The 14,066-nt window shown below is 66.4% G+C and carries 12 protein-coding genes, 1 tRNA gene and 1 pseudogene; 8 read left to right on the top strand and 6 right to left on the bottom strand.

Annotation, left to right across the window (positions count from 1 at the left end; genetic code table 11):
* Positions 1-453: 453 nt before the first annotated feature.
* The gene (locus tag ABV606_RS09305; protein ID WP_353987482.1) at positions 454-756 is read left to right on the top strand and encodes a metal-sensitive transcriptional regulator; all 303 of its coding nucleotides are present in this window, start codon (positions 454-456) and stop codon (positions 754-756) included.
* A 298-nt stretch (positions 757-1,054) separates the two neighbouring features.
* On the opposite strand, the gene ABV606_RS09300 is transcribed toward ABV606_RS09305, so the two are convergent.
* Complete coding sequence (locus ABV606_RS09300) at positions 1,055-3,145, bottom strand: heavy metal translocating P-type ATPase (protein ID WP_353987481.1); 2,091 nt, start codon at positions 3,143-3,145, stop codon at positions 1,055-1,057.
* Between ABV606_RS09300 and ABV606_RS09295 the strand changes: the two genes are divergently transcribed.
* Both ABV606_RS09295 and ABV606_RS09290 read left to right on the top strand, forming a co-directional pair.
* Positions 3,074-3,400 carry a hypothetical protein gene (locus ABV606_RS09295; RefSeq protein ID WP_353988842.1) on the top strand — a complete coding sequence of 109 codons (327 nt, stop codon included), beginning with the start codon at positions 3,074-3,076 and terminating at the stop codon, positions 3,398-3,400. The genes ABV606_RS09300 and ABV606_RS09295 overlap by 72 nt on opposite strands.
* 49 nt (positions 3,401-3,449) lie before the next feature.
* Positions 3,450-3,740 (top strand): metal-sensitive transcriptional regulator, encoded by a 291-nt coding sequence (locus ABV606_RS09290; RefSeq protein ID WP_353987480.1) that lies wholly within the window; start codon positions 3,450-3,452, stop codon positions 3,738-3,740.
* Between the two features lie 402 nt (positions 3,741-4,142).
* On the opposite strand, the gene ABV606_RS09285 is transcribed toward ABV606_RS09290, so the two are convergent.
* The gene (locus tag ABV606_RS09285) at positions 4,143-5,573 is read right to left on the bottom strand and encodes an MFS transporter (RefSeq protein ID WP_353987479.1); all 1,431 of its coding nucleotides are present in this window, start codon (positions 5,571-5,573) and stop codon (positions 4,143-4,145) included.
* Positions 5,574-5,696: 123 nt separating this feature from the next.
* Here ABV606_RS09285 and ABV606_RS09280 point away from each other — a divergent pair.
* Positions 5,697-6,056 (top strand): annotated as a pseudogene (locus ABV606_RS09280) (biotin/lipoyl-containing protein); the annotation flags it as partial.
* Between the two features lie 342 nt (positions 6,057-6,398).
* Here ABV606_RS09280 and ABV606_RS09275 read toward each other — a convergent pair.
* Positions 6,399-6,470: transfer RNA gene (locus ABV606_RS09275), tRNA-Gln, on the bottom strand.
* Positions 6,471-6,627: 157 nt separating this feature from the next.
* On the opposite strand from ABV606_RS09275, the gene ABV606_RS09270 reads away from it, so the two are divergent.
* Positions 6,628-7,125, top strand: a complete 498-nt coding sequence (locus ABV606_RS09270) for a MarR family winged helix-turn-helix transcriptional regulator (RefSeq protein ID WP_353987478.1) — start codon at positions 6,628-6,630, stop codon at positions 7,123-7,125.
* Positions 7,126-7,238: 113 nt separating this feature from the next.
* Positions 7,239-7,976: a VIT1/CCC1 transporter family protein gene (locus ABV606_RS09265; RefSeq protein ID WP_353987477.1), complete on the top strand. Its 738-nt coding sequence runs from the start codon at positions 7,239-7,241 to the stop codon at positions 7,974-7,976.
* A gap of 79 nt (positions 7,977-8,055) precedes the next feature.
* Here ABV606_RS09265 and ABV606_RS09260 read toward each other — a convergent pair whose 3' ends face one another.
* The gene (locus ABV606_RS09260; RefSeq protein ID WP_353987476.1) at positions 8,056-9,915 is read right to left on the bottom strand and encodes an ABC-F family ATP-binding cassette domain-containing protein; all 1,860 of its coding nucleotides are present in this window, start codon (positions 9,913-9,915) and stop codon (positions 8,056-8,058) included.
* A 429-nt stretch (positions 9,916-10,344) separates the two neighbouring features.
* Between ABV606_RS09260 and ABV606_RS09255 the strand changes: the two genes are divergently transcribed.
* Positions 10,345-11,028: a hypothetical protein gene (locus tag ABV606_RS09255; protein ID WP_353987475.1), complete on the top strand. Its 684-nt coding sequence runs from the start codon at positions 10,345-10,347 to the stop codon at positions 11,026-11,028.
* Positions 11,029-11,214: 186 nt separating this feature from the next.
* Here the strand turns inward: ABV606_RS09255 and ABV606_RS09250 are convergent, their stop codons facing one another.
* Entirely contained in the window at positions 11,215-12,153 is a 939-nt protein-coding gene (locus ABV606_RS09250; RefSeq protein ID WP_281489331.1) for a 4-(cytidine 5'-diphospho)-2-C-methyl-D-erythritol kinase, read from the bottom strand.
* A 240-nt stretch (positions 12,154-12,393) separates the two neighbouring features.
* On the opposite strand from ABV606_RS09250, the gene ABV606_RS09245 reads away from it, so the two are divergent.
* The gene (locus tag ABV606_RS09245) at positions 12,394-13,347 is read left to right on the top strand and encodes an LLM class F420-dependent oxidoreductase (protein ID WP_353987474.1); all 954 of its coding nucleotides are present in this window, start codon (positions 12,394-12,396) and stop codon (positions 13,345-13,347) included.
* A gap of 81 nt (positions 13,348-13,428) precedes the next feature.
* Here ABV606_RS09245 and ABV606_RS09240 read toward each other — a convergent pair whose 3' ends face one another.
* A complete protein-coding gene (locus ABV606_RS09240) occupies positions 13,429-14,007 on the bottom strand; it encodes a DUF4287 domain-containing protein (protein ID WP_353987473.1) in 579 nt (192 codons plus the stop codon).
* Positions 14,008-14,066: the final 59 nt, after the last annotated feature.

The following is a 14,066-nucleotide window of genomic DNA, read 5'->3' as shown; positions in this document are numbered from 1 at the left end:
CAGCGCGCTTCCCCCACCGTGTTCGCCTGCGCCAACGCCGCGCATCATCGCCGACTAGCTGGCATACCCTAACCGGGTATACCCTGGTGCTATGTCGACGCATGAGCGGGACGCCGCATCCCGATTGGCGCCGCGACTGACCTCGCGGCTGCGTCCATTGGGGTCATCATGGTCAACTCTGATCGACGCTCGGGCTGCCTGTGATCGAGCGGGCACATGCTGCTTACCTGAAGATGAAGCAGAGCCCGTGCTGGGCCGAATACAACTTCACCTCCGTGCCACTGGCTGCGGGCGTCCTCGCTCCAGTCGGATTCGCCTGCCGATATCGGTGGGTGCAATCTTGAGGTCTTCATCCACGGTCGGGGGCGCAGTCAACGAGCTGTTGCATCGCGTCGATCCCGAACGCCAAGTGTGCACCCGGGCCGTCTGGGTCGCTAGAACAAAGGAATTGGAATGACCGTCACGCACGAGCAGCCGCATGGGTACATCACGGACAAGGAAAAGTACCTTCAACGGCTCCGTCGGGTCGAAGGTCAGGCTCGAGGGGTCTATCGGATGGTTGATGAGGAGAAATACTGCATCGACATCCTCACACAGATCAGCGCGCTCACCAACGCCCTCCAGGCTGTTGCCCTGGGCCTTCTCGATGACCATCTCAAGCACTGTGTGGTGGACGCCGCCCGTCTGGGCGGCCCCGACGCAGAGCTGAAGATCAAAGAAGCCAGTGACGCGATCGCCCGCCTCGTTCGTTCCTGACCGGCTAGACGGCGGCCAGTCGCGCTAGTGCTTCGTCCGGGGCGGCAAGGCATCCAGCCCGAGTTTGAACCCGCGCTTCGAACGGGTCGTCCAGCAATAGCTCACGAACGGTCGACAGGCGCGCTATTTGTTGGGCATGCAGCTTTCGAAACTCCGCTTCGAGCGGGCGAGTCGGCGTCGATGAGGATTTTCCGAAGGGTGCGACACGATCGGCTGGCTGTGGCTCAGCGGCTCGGTGAGGTCGCACAATCCTCAGGAGACGTATCAAACAGACACGCCCACTCACACTGTTTCACCGTTACCCCACCGAGGCTCCGACAAGTTGACGGCGTTCGCTGCGCTCCCGGCTAAGCACGGCGCGGGCGCTCGTTTCCGGCCGCAAATCCAGCCGGCGCAGAAGTTGGGCGTTCAGCGCTACAACGATCGTTGAGGCCGACATCAGGAGCGCCCCAACCGCCATCGGCAGGACGAAGCCGATCGACGCAAGTACTCCGGCAGCAAGCGGAACGGCGATGAGGTTGTACCCGGTGGCCCACCAAAGGTTTTGCTTCATCTTCCGATAGCTGGCGTTGGAGAGTTCAATAATCGACAGCACTGAGCGGGGGTCGCTGGATGCGAGGATGACACCCGCTGAGGCGATTGCTACATCGGTTCCAGCGCCGATCGCGATTCCAACATCGGCTTGGGCAAGGGCGGGGGCGTCGTTGACACCGTCTCCGACCATCGCCACCTTGCGGCCCTGCTTCTGCAGCTCGGCCACCTTGGCCGACTTGTTCTCCGGCCGCACTCCGGCGAGCACCAGGTCAATACCGAGGTCGTCCGCCACCTTGTTTGCGACCGCTTCAGCGTCACCGGTGATCATGACAACCTCAATCCCGAGGTTGTGCAGTGCGTCCACGGCTTGCCGGGACTCGGCACGGACCTCGTCGGCGAGTTTCAACGCCCCGATGACCGCCCCGTCTTCGAGGACATGCAGGATGATGGCGCCTTCGCTCTTCCATAATTCGCTACCGGGGAGGGGTTCAGCACCCTCCCGGGCGAGCAGGTGCGGGCCGCCAACGCTGATCCGTCGCCCGTCGACCGTGGCGACGACGCCCTCTGCAGGAGCGGATTCGAAGCCGGAGGCGCGCGGAACGGGGAGACCACGGATGTGAGCCGCACCGACGATCGCTTTGGCGAGGGGATGTTCGCTGTCTCCTTCGGCGGCAGCCGCCAGGCTAACGATGTCGTCTTCGCTCCAGCCGTCGACGGGGGCGACCGCAGAGACAACCGGCTCGCCCTTGGTGAGGGTTCCGGTCTTATCGAAGAGGACGGAGGTGACATTGCGCATGCTCTCGAGCGCGAGTCGGTCCTTGATCAGGACGCCACCCTTTGCTGCGCGTTCAGTCGCGATGGACACCACGAGCGGGATAGCGAGTCCAAGCGCATGCGGGCAGGCGATCACCAGCACCGTAACGGTGCGCACAACGCCAGCGTCGAAGTTCCCGAGCCACGTCCAGACGAGGAACGTTACTCCCCCGGCGCCCAGCGCGAACCAGAACAGCCAGCCGGCAGCTCGGTCCGCAAGCCGTTGCGCCTTGGATGACGACGCTTGCGCGTCTGCGACCAGCCGCTGGATGCCGGCGAGGGCCGTGTCGTCGCCTACAGCGGTGATGCGGATGCGCAGTGCGGTGTCGGTCGATACCGTGCCAGCCACGACGTGGTCTCCGGGCCCTCGGCTCACCGGTCGGGACTCGCCTGTAACCATCGACTCGTCAACGTCGGCAGTGCCTTCCACGATCTCACCGTCTGCGGGGACCCGGCCACCGGGACGCACAATCACGAGGTCTTCGACACGCAGCTCTGCCGGGGAGACTTTGACGATTTCGTCGCCATCGATCCGCTCCGCCTCATCCGGCAGCAAGGCAGCGAGCGAGTCCAGGGCGGAGGCAGTCTGTGCTAGAGAACGCATCTCGAGCCAATGCCCGAGCAGCATGATCACGATGAGGAGCGCGAGTTCCCACCAGAAGTCGAGCTCATGGTCGAGAAGGCCAAGGGTCGCGCCCCAAGAGGCCAAGAAGCCGACGGTGATCGCGAGGCCGATCAGCAGCATCATCCCGGGTTTACGGGCTCTCAGTTCGGTGACCGCACCACTCAGGAACGGTCGGCCGCCCCACACGTAGATGATCGTTCCGAGAATTGGCGAGATCCATCTGATGCCCGCGAGTTCGGGCAACTCGTACCCGACGATGTCTGCGAACATCGGGCTGAATCCAACCACCGGGATCGATAACGCCAGCATGATCCAGAACAGTCGGCGGAACTGGGCGACGTGGCCGTGACCGCCGTGACCGCCGTGACCATGGCCGGCATGCTCGGAAGCGCCATGAGCGTCACGCCGCTCATGCACAGACCCATTCTTCGGCGCTTCGTCGTCAATGCCCGCGTGGCGTTCCTGTGTGGGGGCATGAATGTCATGACCGCGGGCCGAGTGATGTTCCACCGCATGACTCTCATGGTTGGCATGGGCTTCCCCACGAAGGTCGTGCGTGTTAGTGAGATCGCGGGAACCGTTCTCAGGGTCGTGGTTCCGGTGCGCATCATTCATGCGGCCAACGTATACCCAATGGGGGTATATGCACAACCGACAATGCTTTGTTGCTAACAATACCCCCTCAGGGTATTATTAATACCCCCGCTTTAGGAGATTCCCGATGGCTCACGTTCATGGCTACGTCAACGACAAAGACGAACTGCTGAAGCGTTTGCGTCGCGCGGAGGGACAGGTCAGAGGGATCCAGCGCATGGTCGACGAGGACGTGTACTGCATCGATATCCTCACCCAAGTGTCTGCGGCGACGAAGGCGCTCGAGACCGTCGCCCTCCATCTGCTTGATGACCACCTGTCTCATTGCGTCGCCGAGGCTACCCGCGAGGGCGGGGACGTCGCAGACGAGAAGGTCCGTGAGGCGTCCGCGGCGATCGCCCGGCTCGTGCGTTCCTAGCGGTAGGTACCAACCATTCACCGTAACGCAGCACGACATCCTCACGCAGCCCAGGCTGTTGCTGGCTCCACTGCGGTGAAGACTGAGATGAGTGTCTACCGGAATGATGTGCGGCCGTGCTCACCTGCCCGGGTTTCGTGCCGTCGGTGATTCCCGACGGCGTTACCGGATCGACCGTGAACGTCGGTGGCCGCTCGGTTGTCGAAGTGATGCAGGTCGGTTCGGCCGGGCACTACGCGCAGCCGCCGCACTGCTAGCAGCGAAATCGCCGGCCAGTCCGCTGCCCCGGCGATGGCCCTGATTGCCGGATCCATCATGCATCGCTCTGCACAATGGATCCGGCAAACCCCGCCTCGGCGATCGCCTAAATTGGGTCCGCCATTATCCGGCTCTTGCGGCGCGCTATACCGAGATCGATTCGTCGGAGACTGGGGTGGATGCCCTCGGCTTAGTCATCGCGAAGGCGGTGATTACAGCTCCGGCCAGGGCCACGATCGCTGCGCCAATGAAGGCTGCAGAGTAGCCCTGGGTCAGCTCAACCGTGGAGGGCTCCGTGCCGGCGATGCCGTAAACGATTGCCGTCAGCACCGCGAGTCCGAGGGCGGATCCGATCTGGTAGCTGGTACTCACCAAGCCCGAGGCAACGCCCGTCTCGGCGGGCGGTGCCGCGTTGACAGCAGTGCCGAGCGAAGGGACAAATGCCAGCGACATCCCGAGAGCGGCCAGAAGCGATGCGGGCAGAACGTCGACTGCGTAGTTGCCGTCGGGGCGAACGAACGAAAGCCACACGAGTCCGGCCGCCAGGAGGACGAGGCCACTGACAATCAGCGACTTCGCACCGAATCTCGCCTGAAGCCGTGGCGCCACCGCGACCATGACGAGAACGACTAGGCCGGTCATCGGGAGGAGCGCGGCGCCGGCAGCGAAGGCAGTCGCGCCGAGAACCTGCTGGAGGTACAGGTTCAGGAAGAACCACATCGACACCCATGCCGCACCCAGCAGGAGCTGCGCACCGTTGGCGGCCCCAAGCAGGGGCGCGCGAAGCAGGCCAAGGCGGAGCAGCGGATTGCGGCTTCGTGCCTGGATGATAAAGAAGATCACAAGCAGAACGATGCCCGCGGCCAGCACGCTCAGCGTGGGCACAGCGAGCCAACCAACCTCAGGGGCATTAACAACGGCATAGACAACTGCGGCGAGACCCACTGTCACCGTGAGGGCGCCGACGATGTCGATCGACCCGGACACCTTTCGGGTGGTGCGGGGAAGCGCCGTTGCGGAGAACGCGAGTACGAAGACCGCGATGGGGATGGTGACGTAGAACACCCACGGCCAGCTTGCATACTCGGTCAGCACGCCGCCGAGAAAGACTCCCGCCGTGCCGCCGATGGGCGCCGCTGCACCGTAAACGGCGAAGGCCTTGGGGAGGTCGGACGTGCCGCCGAAGAGCATCATCAGCAGAGTAAGAGCTGCTGGCGCGATCAGGGCGGACCCGGCCCCTTGGACAGCGCGGCCCGCGATCTCGAGTCCGACGTTGCTGGCCGCTCCCGCCAGAATCGATCCCGCGATCAGGACGAGCCATCCCAGCACAAAGATCTTGCGAGCGCCAAATACGTCCGAGAGTCGACCTCCTAGCAGGAGCAACCCGCCGAAGGCGACCACATAGGCGTTGAACACCCATGACAAGGACTCTGGCGTGAAGCCGAGATCCCGTTGAATTTCGGGCAGAGCGACACCGATTATCGAAGTGTCCATGATGACGACGAACTGCGCCGTGGCGATTAGCACCAGGCCGAGCCACCGCTTCGCTAGCGATGTAGGTGGGTGGGTAGACATGTCATTTCCTCCTGAGACGTTTGCCGGCGTACCCGGCCGGGGTATACGTTATACCCATAGGGGGTACGGGTCTAGCCTTCGGCGCTAGACCGCGTTGCCACGATGGCGAGGGAGACAAAGAACATGGGCGAGCCGGTCATCCTCCCCACACTCGGAGAGAGTGTCACTGAGGGCACGGTCACCGGCTGGCTGAAGAGCGCCGGCGACCGCGTTGAGATCGACGAGCCGCTGCTCGAAGTCTTGACGGACAAGGTCGACACCGAGATCCCGTCGCCTCTCGCGGGTGTCATCGAAGCGATCCTCATCCGAGAGGACGAGACGGTCGAGGTAGGCACCGCGCTCGTGATTATCGGCGACGGCCCCGATGCAGGGGAGCTCCCGGCGCTGCCCGAACCTGCCGCGCGGGTGGCAGCTACCAACGCGTGGGTGGAGCCTGCACCGGCTGCCGCCATAGAAGCTGAGGCTGCCACCTCAGCGAGAGCGTGACCTTGGCCCGTGGGCGCGACGATGGGCACACCGGCTCATCTTCGGGGTAGCGGCGTTCGTGCTGGTGATCGGGTTTGGCGCGTTCTATCTCACGCTTCGACGCGCTCCCGGCCGTGGAGGGTCTGGGTCTCTAGACGAGCTCGCACGCTGAATCAGTCGGCCGCGGCGCCAGCAGGCCTCTCAACTTCAGTGCGCCGAGGAGCTGAGGAAGGCAATGTCGGCATCTACGCGAACCTCAGTGTTGGTCGGTTACCTCAAGCACTTTGGCATCAGGAATGCTCTTTAGCCGGCAATGAGTTTCGATTATTCAGTGCCTTCAGTTAAGAGAATCCCTCTGGGCTCCGCCCCCAGGATTCGAACCTGGACCTAACAGCTCCAAAGGCTGTCGTGCTGCCGTTACACCAAGGCGGACCGCGCAGAACGCGCCCGTCAAGTCTGCCAGATCAGGCTGGCTGCGCTGTGCGGTTACGTCGATCGCTCGAGTGCGGCGACCGCACCGCGCAAGAAGGCCGCACGCCTGCGCCGAAGGAACAGGCGGCAAGACGCGCCCGACCACGATAATGGGGGGATGCCAGCTCACGACGAGGTCGATCGGATCGTCGACGCGTGGGATCGGGAGCGCCCGGATCTCGACTTCTCGCCGCTGCAGGTGCTCAGCCGTGTCGGGCGCCTCGCTCGCCACCTCGACAGGGCGCGCAAGACCGCGTTCTCCGATTCCGAGCTGGAGCTGTGGGAATTCGATGTGCTTTCGGCGCTGCGCCGTGCAGGCGCGCCCTACCAGTTGAGCCCCAAAGCCTTGCTGCTGCAGACGCTCGTATCGAGCGGCACCATGACGAACCGCATCGACAGATTGGTGACGCGGGGGCTGGTCGAACGTCACCATGACCCGCGGGACGGGCGCGGCGTGCTGGTGCAGATGACCGCGCTCGGACGAGAGCGTGTGGATGCCGCGATCACCGCTCTGATGGTGTCAGAGCGCCAACTGCTTGAGGCACTCTCCCCCGCGGAGCAGGAGCGGCTCGCCGGCCTGCTCCGCAAGTTGAGCCTCGACTTCGACGATGACTGACACCCACCAGGACCTGGCTGGCGAAGCCGCGCGTGCGGGCTCCAATCGCGTGAGAGTCGCTCACGGCATCCGAGGCGGACACAATGGCCGCTCGCAAGAAAGGTGGAACGCTCATGCGTGACGACGACCAAGAGGTCGAGGCGGCCATCGCACACCTGCATGAACCGCACGACCAGGCCGTCGGGCAGCGTCTCAACTGGCTGCGCGCCGGCGTGCTCGGCGCCAATGACGGCATCGTGTCGGTCGCGGGCGTCGTCGTCGGTGTCGCCGCTGCGGCGCCGGGGAACATCGCCGCCATCGCGACCGCCGGCATCGCTGCCGTCGCCGCAGGAGCGTTCTCGATGGCGGGAGGCGAGTACGTCTCGGTGAGCACGCAGCGCGATACGGAGAAGGCGCTCATCGCCAAGGAGATCCGCGAGCTGAAGGAGATGCCGGAGGAGGAGTTGGCAGAGCTCGCCGGCTTGTACCGGCAGCGGGGGCTCTCGGCCGACCTCGCGCAGCAGGTCGCCGAGGAACTCACCGCCCACGACGCTCTGGCCGCCCACGCCGAAGTCGAGCTCGGCATCGACCCTCAGGAATTCACCAACCCCTGGGTCGCTGCGCTGTCGTCGTTCTTGGCCTTCACCGTCGGGGCCCTGATCCCGTTCGGGATGATCCTGCTGCCCATCGGCAGCCCGATCATCGCCACCGCGGCGGCAGTCGTGATCGGCCTGCTGCTCACCGGCCTGATCAGCGCGCGTCTGGGCGGCGCACCGGCGCTGCCCGCGATCATGCGGAACGTGCTGATGGGGTCGGCGACCATGGCGGCCACCTACCTGATCGGGCTGCTCTTCGGCGTGGCCGTCGGCTAGCGGTCAGGTCGGACTGGCGGCCCGCACTCGGTTTGAGCGCGCCTTCGCAACCCGCGCCTCAGGCCGCTGCGCCCTCGAGCTAACCCTCGAGCGATTCCGAGAGCTCGAGCCAGCGCATCTCGAGCTCTTCGATCTGCTGCTCAAGTTGCTGCTGCTCCCGCTGCAGCCGACCGAGGCCCGAGTAGTCGCTCTGGTTATGCGCGGCGAAGTCAGCGTGCAGCCGTTCGAGTTCCGCGTTGAGCTTCGTCAGCTTGCGGTCGATCGAAGAGACCTCCTTCTCCGCGTTGCGACGCTCGGCGCCGCTGAGCGTCGGGGAGGATGCGGTGGCTAAGGCGGGCGCTGCGCTGGCGGGTGTGGCGGAGGCTGTGCGCGCACCCCCGGCATCCGCTCGCTCCTGTGCGTCTGACGTCGGCCGAATCGACGCGCTGCCGCCGGTACGCCCGGCCCGAAGCGCCAGGTACTCGTCGACCCCGCCCGGCAAGTGGCGCAGCGTGCGGTCGAAGATGCCGTACTGCTGATCGGTGACTCGCTCGAGCAGGTAGCGGTCGTGGCTGACGACGATGAGGGTTCCGGGGAACCCGTCGAGCAGGTCTTCCATGGCCGCGAGCATGTCGGTGTCGAGGTCGTTGGTCGGCTCGTCGAGGATGAGCACGTTCGGCTCGTCGAGCAGAATCAGCAAGAGCTGCAGCCTGCGCTTCTGACCCCCGCTGAGGTCCTTGACCGGCGTGCTCAGTTGCGCGCTCGAGAACCCGAGCCTCTCGAGGAGTTGCCCGGGGGTCAGCTCCTTGCCCCCTGCGACGTAGCTGGTGCGCAGTCGCCCGATGACCGTGCGCACCGGATCGTGCTGCACTTCGGCAAGCTCCGCCAGACGCTGGTCGAGCGTCGCGATCTTCACCGTCTTGCCGTGCTTGACGCGTCCGCTCGTCGGTTCGATCGAGCCGTCGATGAGCCCGAGCAGCGTCGACTTGCCGGCGCCGTTCACCCCGAGGATGCCCGTGCGCTCCCCCGGTGCGATGCGCCAGGTGATGTCGCGCAGCACCTCGCGGTCTCCGTAGCGCACGCCCGCATCGAGCACGTCGACGACGTCTTTGCCCAGGCGCTGCATGGCCATGGACTGCAGCGAGACGGTGTCGCGCGGCGGCGGTTCGTTGGCGATGAGAGCGTTGGCCGCGTCGATGCGGAACTTCGGCTTGCTCGTGCGCGCGGGCGCACCGCGACGCAGCCAGGCGAGCTCCTTGCGCATGAGATTCTGACGTCGAGCTTCGGATGCCGCGGCCTGCCGGTCGCGTTCGACACGTTGCAGCACATACGCCGCATACCCGCCTTCGAAGGGCTCGATGATGCGGTCGTGCACCTCCCAGGTGTCGGTCGAGACCGCGTCGAGGAACCACCGGTCGTGCGTGACGACCACGAGCGCGCCCTGGTTCGCGGGCCAGCGGCGGTTGACGTGGTCGGCAAGCCACGCGATGCCCTCGACGTCGAGGTGGTTGGTGGGCTCGTCGAGGAAGAGCACGTCCCAATCCCCGATGAGCAGCGCTGCGAGCGCGACTCGGCGCTGCTGGCCTCCAGAAAGATCGCCGACGCGGGCGTCCCAGTCGATGTCGCTGGCGAGGCCGGAGATGACGTCGCGAGCGCGCGGGTCGCCAGCCCATTCGTGGTCCGCGAGATCGCCGACGATGGCCTCGCCGACGGTGAGGTGCGGGTCGAGGGTGTCGGACTGGTCGAGCATGCCGATGCGGATGCCGCCGCGCACCGTGACGCGCCCGGCATCCGGTTCGATGCGACCCGCCAGCAGTTTCAACAGCGTCGACTTGCCGTCGCCGTTGCGCCCGACGACGCCGATGCGGTCACCCTCGTCGAGCCCGATCGTGACCGAATCGAACACGACTCGGGTCGGGAATTCGAGATGGAGCGCTTCAGCGCCAAGGAGGTGAGCCACGATCTTCGAGGCTAGTCGAGCGCGGGTGGCCGTTCGCCGAGTGCGTTCGCGCATCCGGGCCCCGTGCACGCGCTGAGACTGCGCAAATGACCATCTCGACGTGGCCCAAGCCGTCATTTGCGTAGTCTCGCGGGCCGAGCCTGTGGACAGCCGGGTCGATGCAACGATGTGACGGCGGATGATCGGCGGATGCCTGCCCCGACCCCGTTACCCTCGCCACTGCGCCACGGCCCGTTCTCAAGGCGGCAGGCGACGGATGCCGGAGTCACCGACAGCCGTCTTCGCGCCGCGGACTTGCACCGGCCTTTCCACGGCGCACGAATCCCGCGCTCGCTTGACGTCACCGTTGTCACCCAGGCACAGGCGTATGCGGCACGGATGCCGCCATCTCAGTTCTTGAGCCACACAACCGCCGCGCGCCTCCATGGGATGCCGCTACCTGCTCGGTGGGAGCGCGACAACCGGCTTCACGTCGCGGCACCGACTACTTCTGGATACCCACGAGCGGCGGGCGTCATCGGGCACCACCTCGACGACGCTGTGCTCGTCGAGATCGCCGGCGTGCGCGTCACGGCACCGGTGGCCACCTGGTGCGACTTGGCGGGCCTGCTCACGGTCGATGAGTTGGTGGCGGCCGGCGACTTTCTCATCACGGGGACAGAACCGTATGACGGGGTGACGCCTCTCGCCTCACATGAGCAACTTGCGCGGGCTGTCAGTTCTCGCATCGGGCGCCGCGGCATCCGCAGACTGCGACAAGCGCTGCCGCTGATCCGTTATGGATCACTCTCACCGAAAGAGACCGAGCTGCGGCTGCTCATCGTACGAGCGGGCCTGCCTGAACCCGTGCCGAACTACGTGCTCCGCGATGGGCGCGGCGTCTTCGTCGCCATGATCGACCTCGCCTTCGCCGAGTGGAAGGTGGGCATCGAGTACCAGAGCGATCTGCATCGCGAGCGTGCCCAGTTCCGACGGGACATCGGACGGCGCGAACGCATCGAGGATGAAGGCTGGAGCGTGATCTATGTCAGCGCGGACGACCTTCGTGGGTCGCCGCGACAGACAATCGACCGCATCCGCCGCCGCCTCGCTGGACGTCGCGTCGTCGAGTAGTACCGCGGCCGCGCCGATACTACGCAAATCACCATTCGGCGGCCGGGCCAGTGGTGATTTGCGTAGTCTCGGCGAATTGTTTCTGGCTCGGCGGATGCGGGGGCTGGGCGGAGGCGGGGTGGCTGCCGGGCGGAGGCGGGGTGGCTGCCGGGCGGAGGCGGGGTGGCTGCCGGGCGGATGCGGGGGCTACTCGGCGAGCACGCGGGCGCCGTGCACGGGGCCCGAGACGCGCACGACGTCGAGGCGAGCGGCGCTGAGGGCGACCTGCAGGTCGAGGGCGCTGTCGACATCCGCCGCCAGGAATGCAATGGTCGGCCCCGATCCCGAGACGATGCCGGTGAGTGCGCCGTTCGCCTCACCCAGTTCGAGGATGTCGATCAGTGCAGGCTCAAGCTGCAACGCGGCTGCCTGGAGGTCGTTGTGCATCGACTCGGCGAGCATGTGAGGGTCCCCGGCTCTCAGCGCTTGCAGCACCTTCGGGTCGACCTCGGGCCTGTCGGTCACTGGCAGCAACGTCGAGCCGTTGCGCTGCCGGTGGCGGTCGAGCTCGTGGTAGACCTCGGGCGTCGACAACCCTGAGTCGGGAAGAACCAGCACCCAATGCGAGTGGCCCTGGGCGAGCGCCGGGCTGAGTTTGTCGCCCCGGCCGGTACCGATCGCAGTGCCTCCCGTGAGCGCGAACGGCACGTCGGCGCCGAGCTCTGCAGCGAGTTCGAGCATGCGCTCGCGAGGCAGCGCCGTGCCCCAGAGGTGGTCGCACGCAAGCAGTGCAGCCGCGGCATCCGCCGATCCACCGCCCATGCCGCCCGCAGCCGGCACATGCTTCTCGATCTCGAGATGCACTCCGCCTTGATGGCCCGTCTCACGGGCGAGCAGCTTCGCAGCCTGGACGGCGATGTTGGTCTCGTCCGTCGGGACACCGTCGAGGTCGACGCTCCCTGTGACGCTCACCGAGAAGTCGTCGGCCTGGTACGCGCGCACGTCTTCGAAGAGCGAGACGGCCTGATACGCGCTCGCGACATCGTGGTACCCGTCGTCCTGCAGCCGACCGACCTTGAGGAACACGTTGATCTTGCCCGGGGCCCGCACATGCACCTTGGTCTTGGCGGCAGCGCGGTGCGACATGGTTCAAACCTAGCCGAGCGCCCCACCCACCTCGCCACCCACGGATGCCGACGGCCACCGCGGGTCGTCTCCCCGCCATCGCCGAGCCCGGCCTTGCGCCTCGTGCCGAGGCGGTCGGACGTGACACAGTGGCTTCGATGGTGCTCGCGGCCCGGCTGCAGCGAAGCGGGCTCGGCGCCATCTCGGGCGGCTGTCGCACGCTGGCGCATCGACCGCCTCGATCGACGAAGGAGACGACCAATGCGCGAAGCCGAAGACGGTAGCGCCCTGACCGACGTAACCGACCACGGCGGTTCGGATGCCGCACTGCCCCTCCCTGAAGCTCCTACTCACCCAGAGCGCACAGCGACGACGCGTGTTCCCCTCGGCAGGTGGGGCGTGTGGCGCACCTCGCACGCCGACACCCCGCCCGCGTTCGTCCGTCGTCTCGAGCGGCTCGGCTTCGGCACTCTGTGGATCGGAGGCTCACCGGGCGCCGGGCTCGAAGACGTCGAACGCGCACTCGAGGCCACCGAGCGTCTGACGATCGCGACCGGAGTCGTCAACATCTGGAACTCGCCGGCCGAGCGGGTTGCCGAGTCGTTCCAACGGATCGAAACAAGATTTCCCGGCCGCTTCGTGCTCGGCATCGGGGCGGGCCACCCCGAGACGACCGGCGAGTACCGCACGCCGTACCAAGCGATCGTCGCCTACCTCGACCGGCTCGACGAGCTCGGCATCCCGAAGCACCGGCGGATGCTCGCGGCCCTCGGCCCTCGCATGCTGCGTCTCGCCGGTGAGCGGTCAGCCGGCGCGCACCCGTACTTCACCACGCCGGAGCACACACGGTTCGCTCGCCAGGAGCTCGGGGCCGGACCTCTGCTCGCGCCGGAGCACAAGGTCGTCATCTCGACGGATGCCGACGGCGCGCGCTCGATCGCCCGGCCCGCCGTCGAGCGCTACCTCGCTCTCGACAACTACCGCGCGAACCTCGTGCGCACGGGGTTCGACGAGCAGTCGCTCGAACACGGCGGAACCGACGCGGTCGTGGACGCCCTCGCGCTGCAGCGAGATCCAGCATCCGTCGCTGCAAGGCTTCGCAAGCACTTCGACGCCGGCGCCGACCACGTGGCGGTCCAGCCGCTGCCGATGCGCAGCGAGCCGGCGTCGGCGCTAGCCGCTCTCGAGGCCCTCGCGCCGCAGCTCGGGCTTTGAACGGCGAGCCTCGCTACACGCGACCACTGACCTGCACTCGCCGAGCCCCACTTTCTCTGGGCGACAGGCGGGCCCCAGGCGCTACGACAGCCGATCGAGCAAGCGCTCCAGCCCCGACTCCAGCGCCGGTTTGGCCGTCTCGAGGTGCTCGGCCGAGACGATGCCCGAATGGGTGAGCGTCACAGCGGTCTTGTCGGCGGACGTCGTACCTGCAGATGCCTTGTCTGCCGGCTTCGGCGCGAGCCGCACCAGCACTGACTCACCGCCGTCGAGCTTCCACCTGGCTGTCGGGTAGTTCGCCGTCGGATTCGTGGATGCCGGCGGCCCTCCGTACAGCACCCCGAACACCTCGACCGCCGCGGCGAGCACGGTCTCGGCATCGCCCGGCACGGTCTTGCTCTTGCTCACCGAGAACGTGCCGTCGCCCTGCTGCCCCGGCAGGCGCATGCCGCGCGCCTGCTCGTACCGCACGGTGATGCTCTGCGACCACCAGCCATCGACGCCGTGATGGTCGACGAGCCAGCGAGCAATCTCGGAATGGGTCCAGTTCGTGGCGCCGGCCGCATCGAGGTCGCTGAACCACTCATCCGGATGCCGCCCAGTGGCCTGGTGCATCGCGTCGTCGCCGACGCCCTTGGTGTGGTCGTTCACGGCAGCCATGCCCCAAGTGTGGCACCGCGGCATCCGCGGCGGCGCTCTGCCGCTCTTCGCGTTCCGCG

The organism is Ruicaihuangia caeni (assembly GCF_040536845.1).
Taxonomy (GTDB): Bacteria; Actinomycetota; Actinomycetes; order Actinomycetales; family Microbacteriaceae; genus Ruicaihuangia; species Ruicaihuangia caeni.
This window is presented reverse-complemented; position numbering and strand designations above follow the sequence as displayed.

Coding starts and splice junctions, on each gene's coding strand:
- ABV606_RS09285 (WP_353987479.1), bottom strand. CDS start 5,573: ATGTCTACCCACCCACCTACATCGCTAGCGAAGCGGTGGCTCGGCCTG.
- ABV606_RS09240 (WP_353987473.1), bottom strand. CDS start 14,007: ATGGCTGCCGTGAACGACCACACCAAGGGCGTCGGCGACGACGCGATG.
- ABV606_RS09265 (WP_353987477.1), top strand. CDS start 7,239: ATGCGTGACGACGACCAAGAGGTCGAGGCGGCCATCGCACACCTGCAT.
- ABV606_RS09290 (WP_353987480.1), top strand. CDS start 3,450: ATGGCTCACGTTCATGGCTACGTCAACGACAAAGACGAACTGCTGAAG.
- ABV606_RS09305 (WP_353987482.1), top strand. CDS start 454: ATGACCGTCACGCACGAGCAGCCGCATGGGTACATCACGGACAAGGAA.
- ABV606_RS09270 (WP_353987478.1), top strand. CDS start 6,628: ATGCCAGCTCACGACGAGGTCGATCGGATCGTCGACGCGTGGGATCGG.
- ABV606_RS09250 (WP_281489331.1), bottom strand. CDS start 12,153: ATGTCGCACCGCGCTGCCGCCAAGACCAAGGTGCATGTGCGGGCCCCG.
- ABV606_RS09255 (WP_353987475.1), top strand. CDS start 10,345: ATGCCGCTACCTGCTCGGTGGGAGCGCGACAACCGGCTTCACGTCGCG.
- ABV606_RS09245 (WP_353987474.1), top strand. CDS start 12,394: ATGCGCGAAGCCGAAGACGGTAGCGCCCTGACCGACGTAACCGACCAC.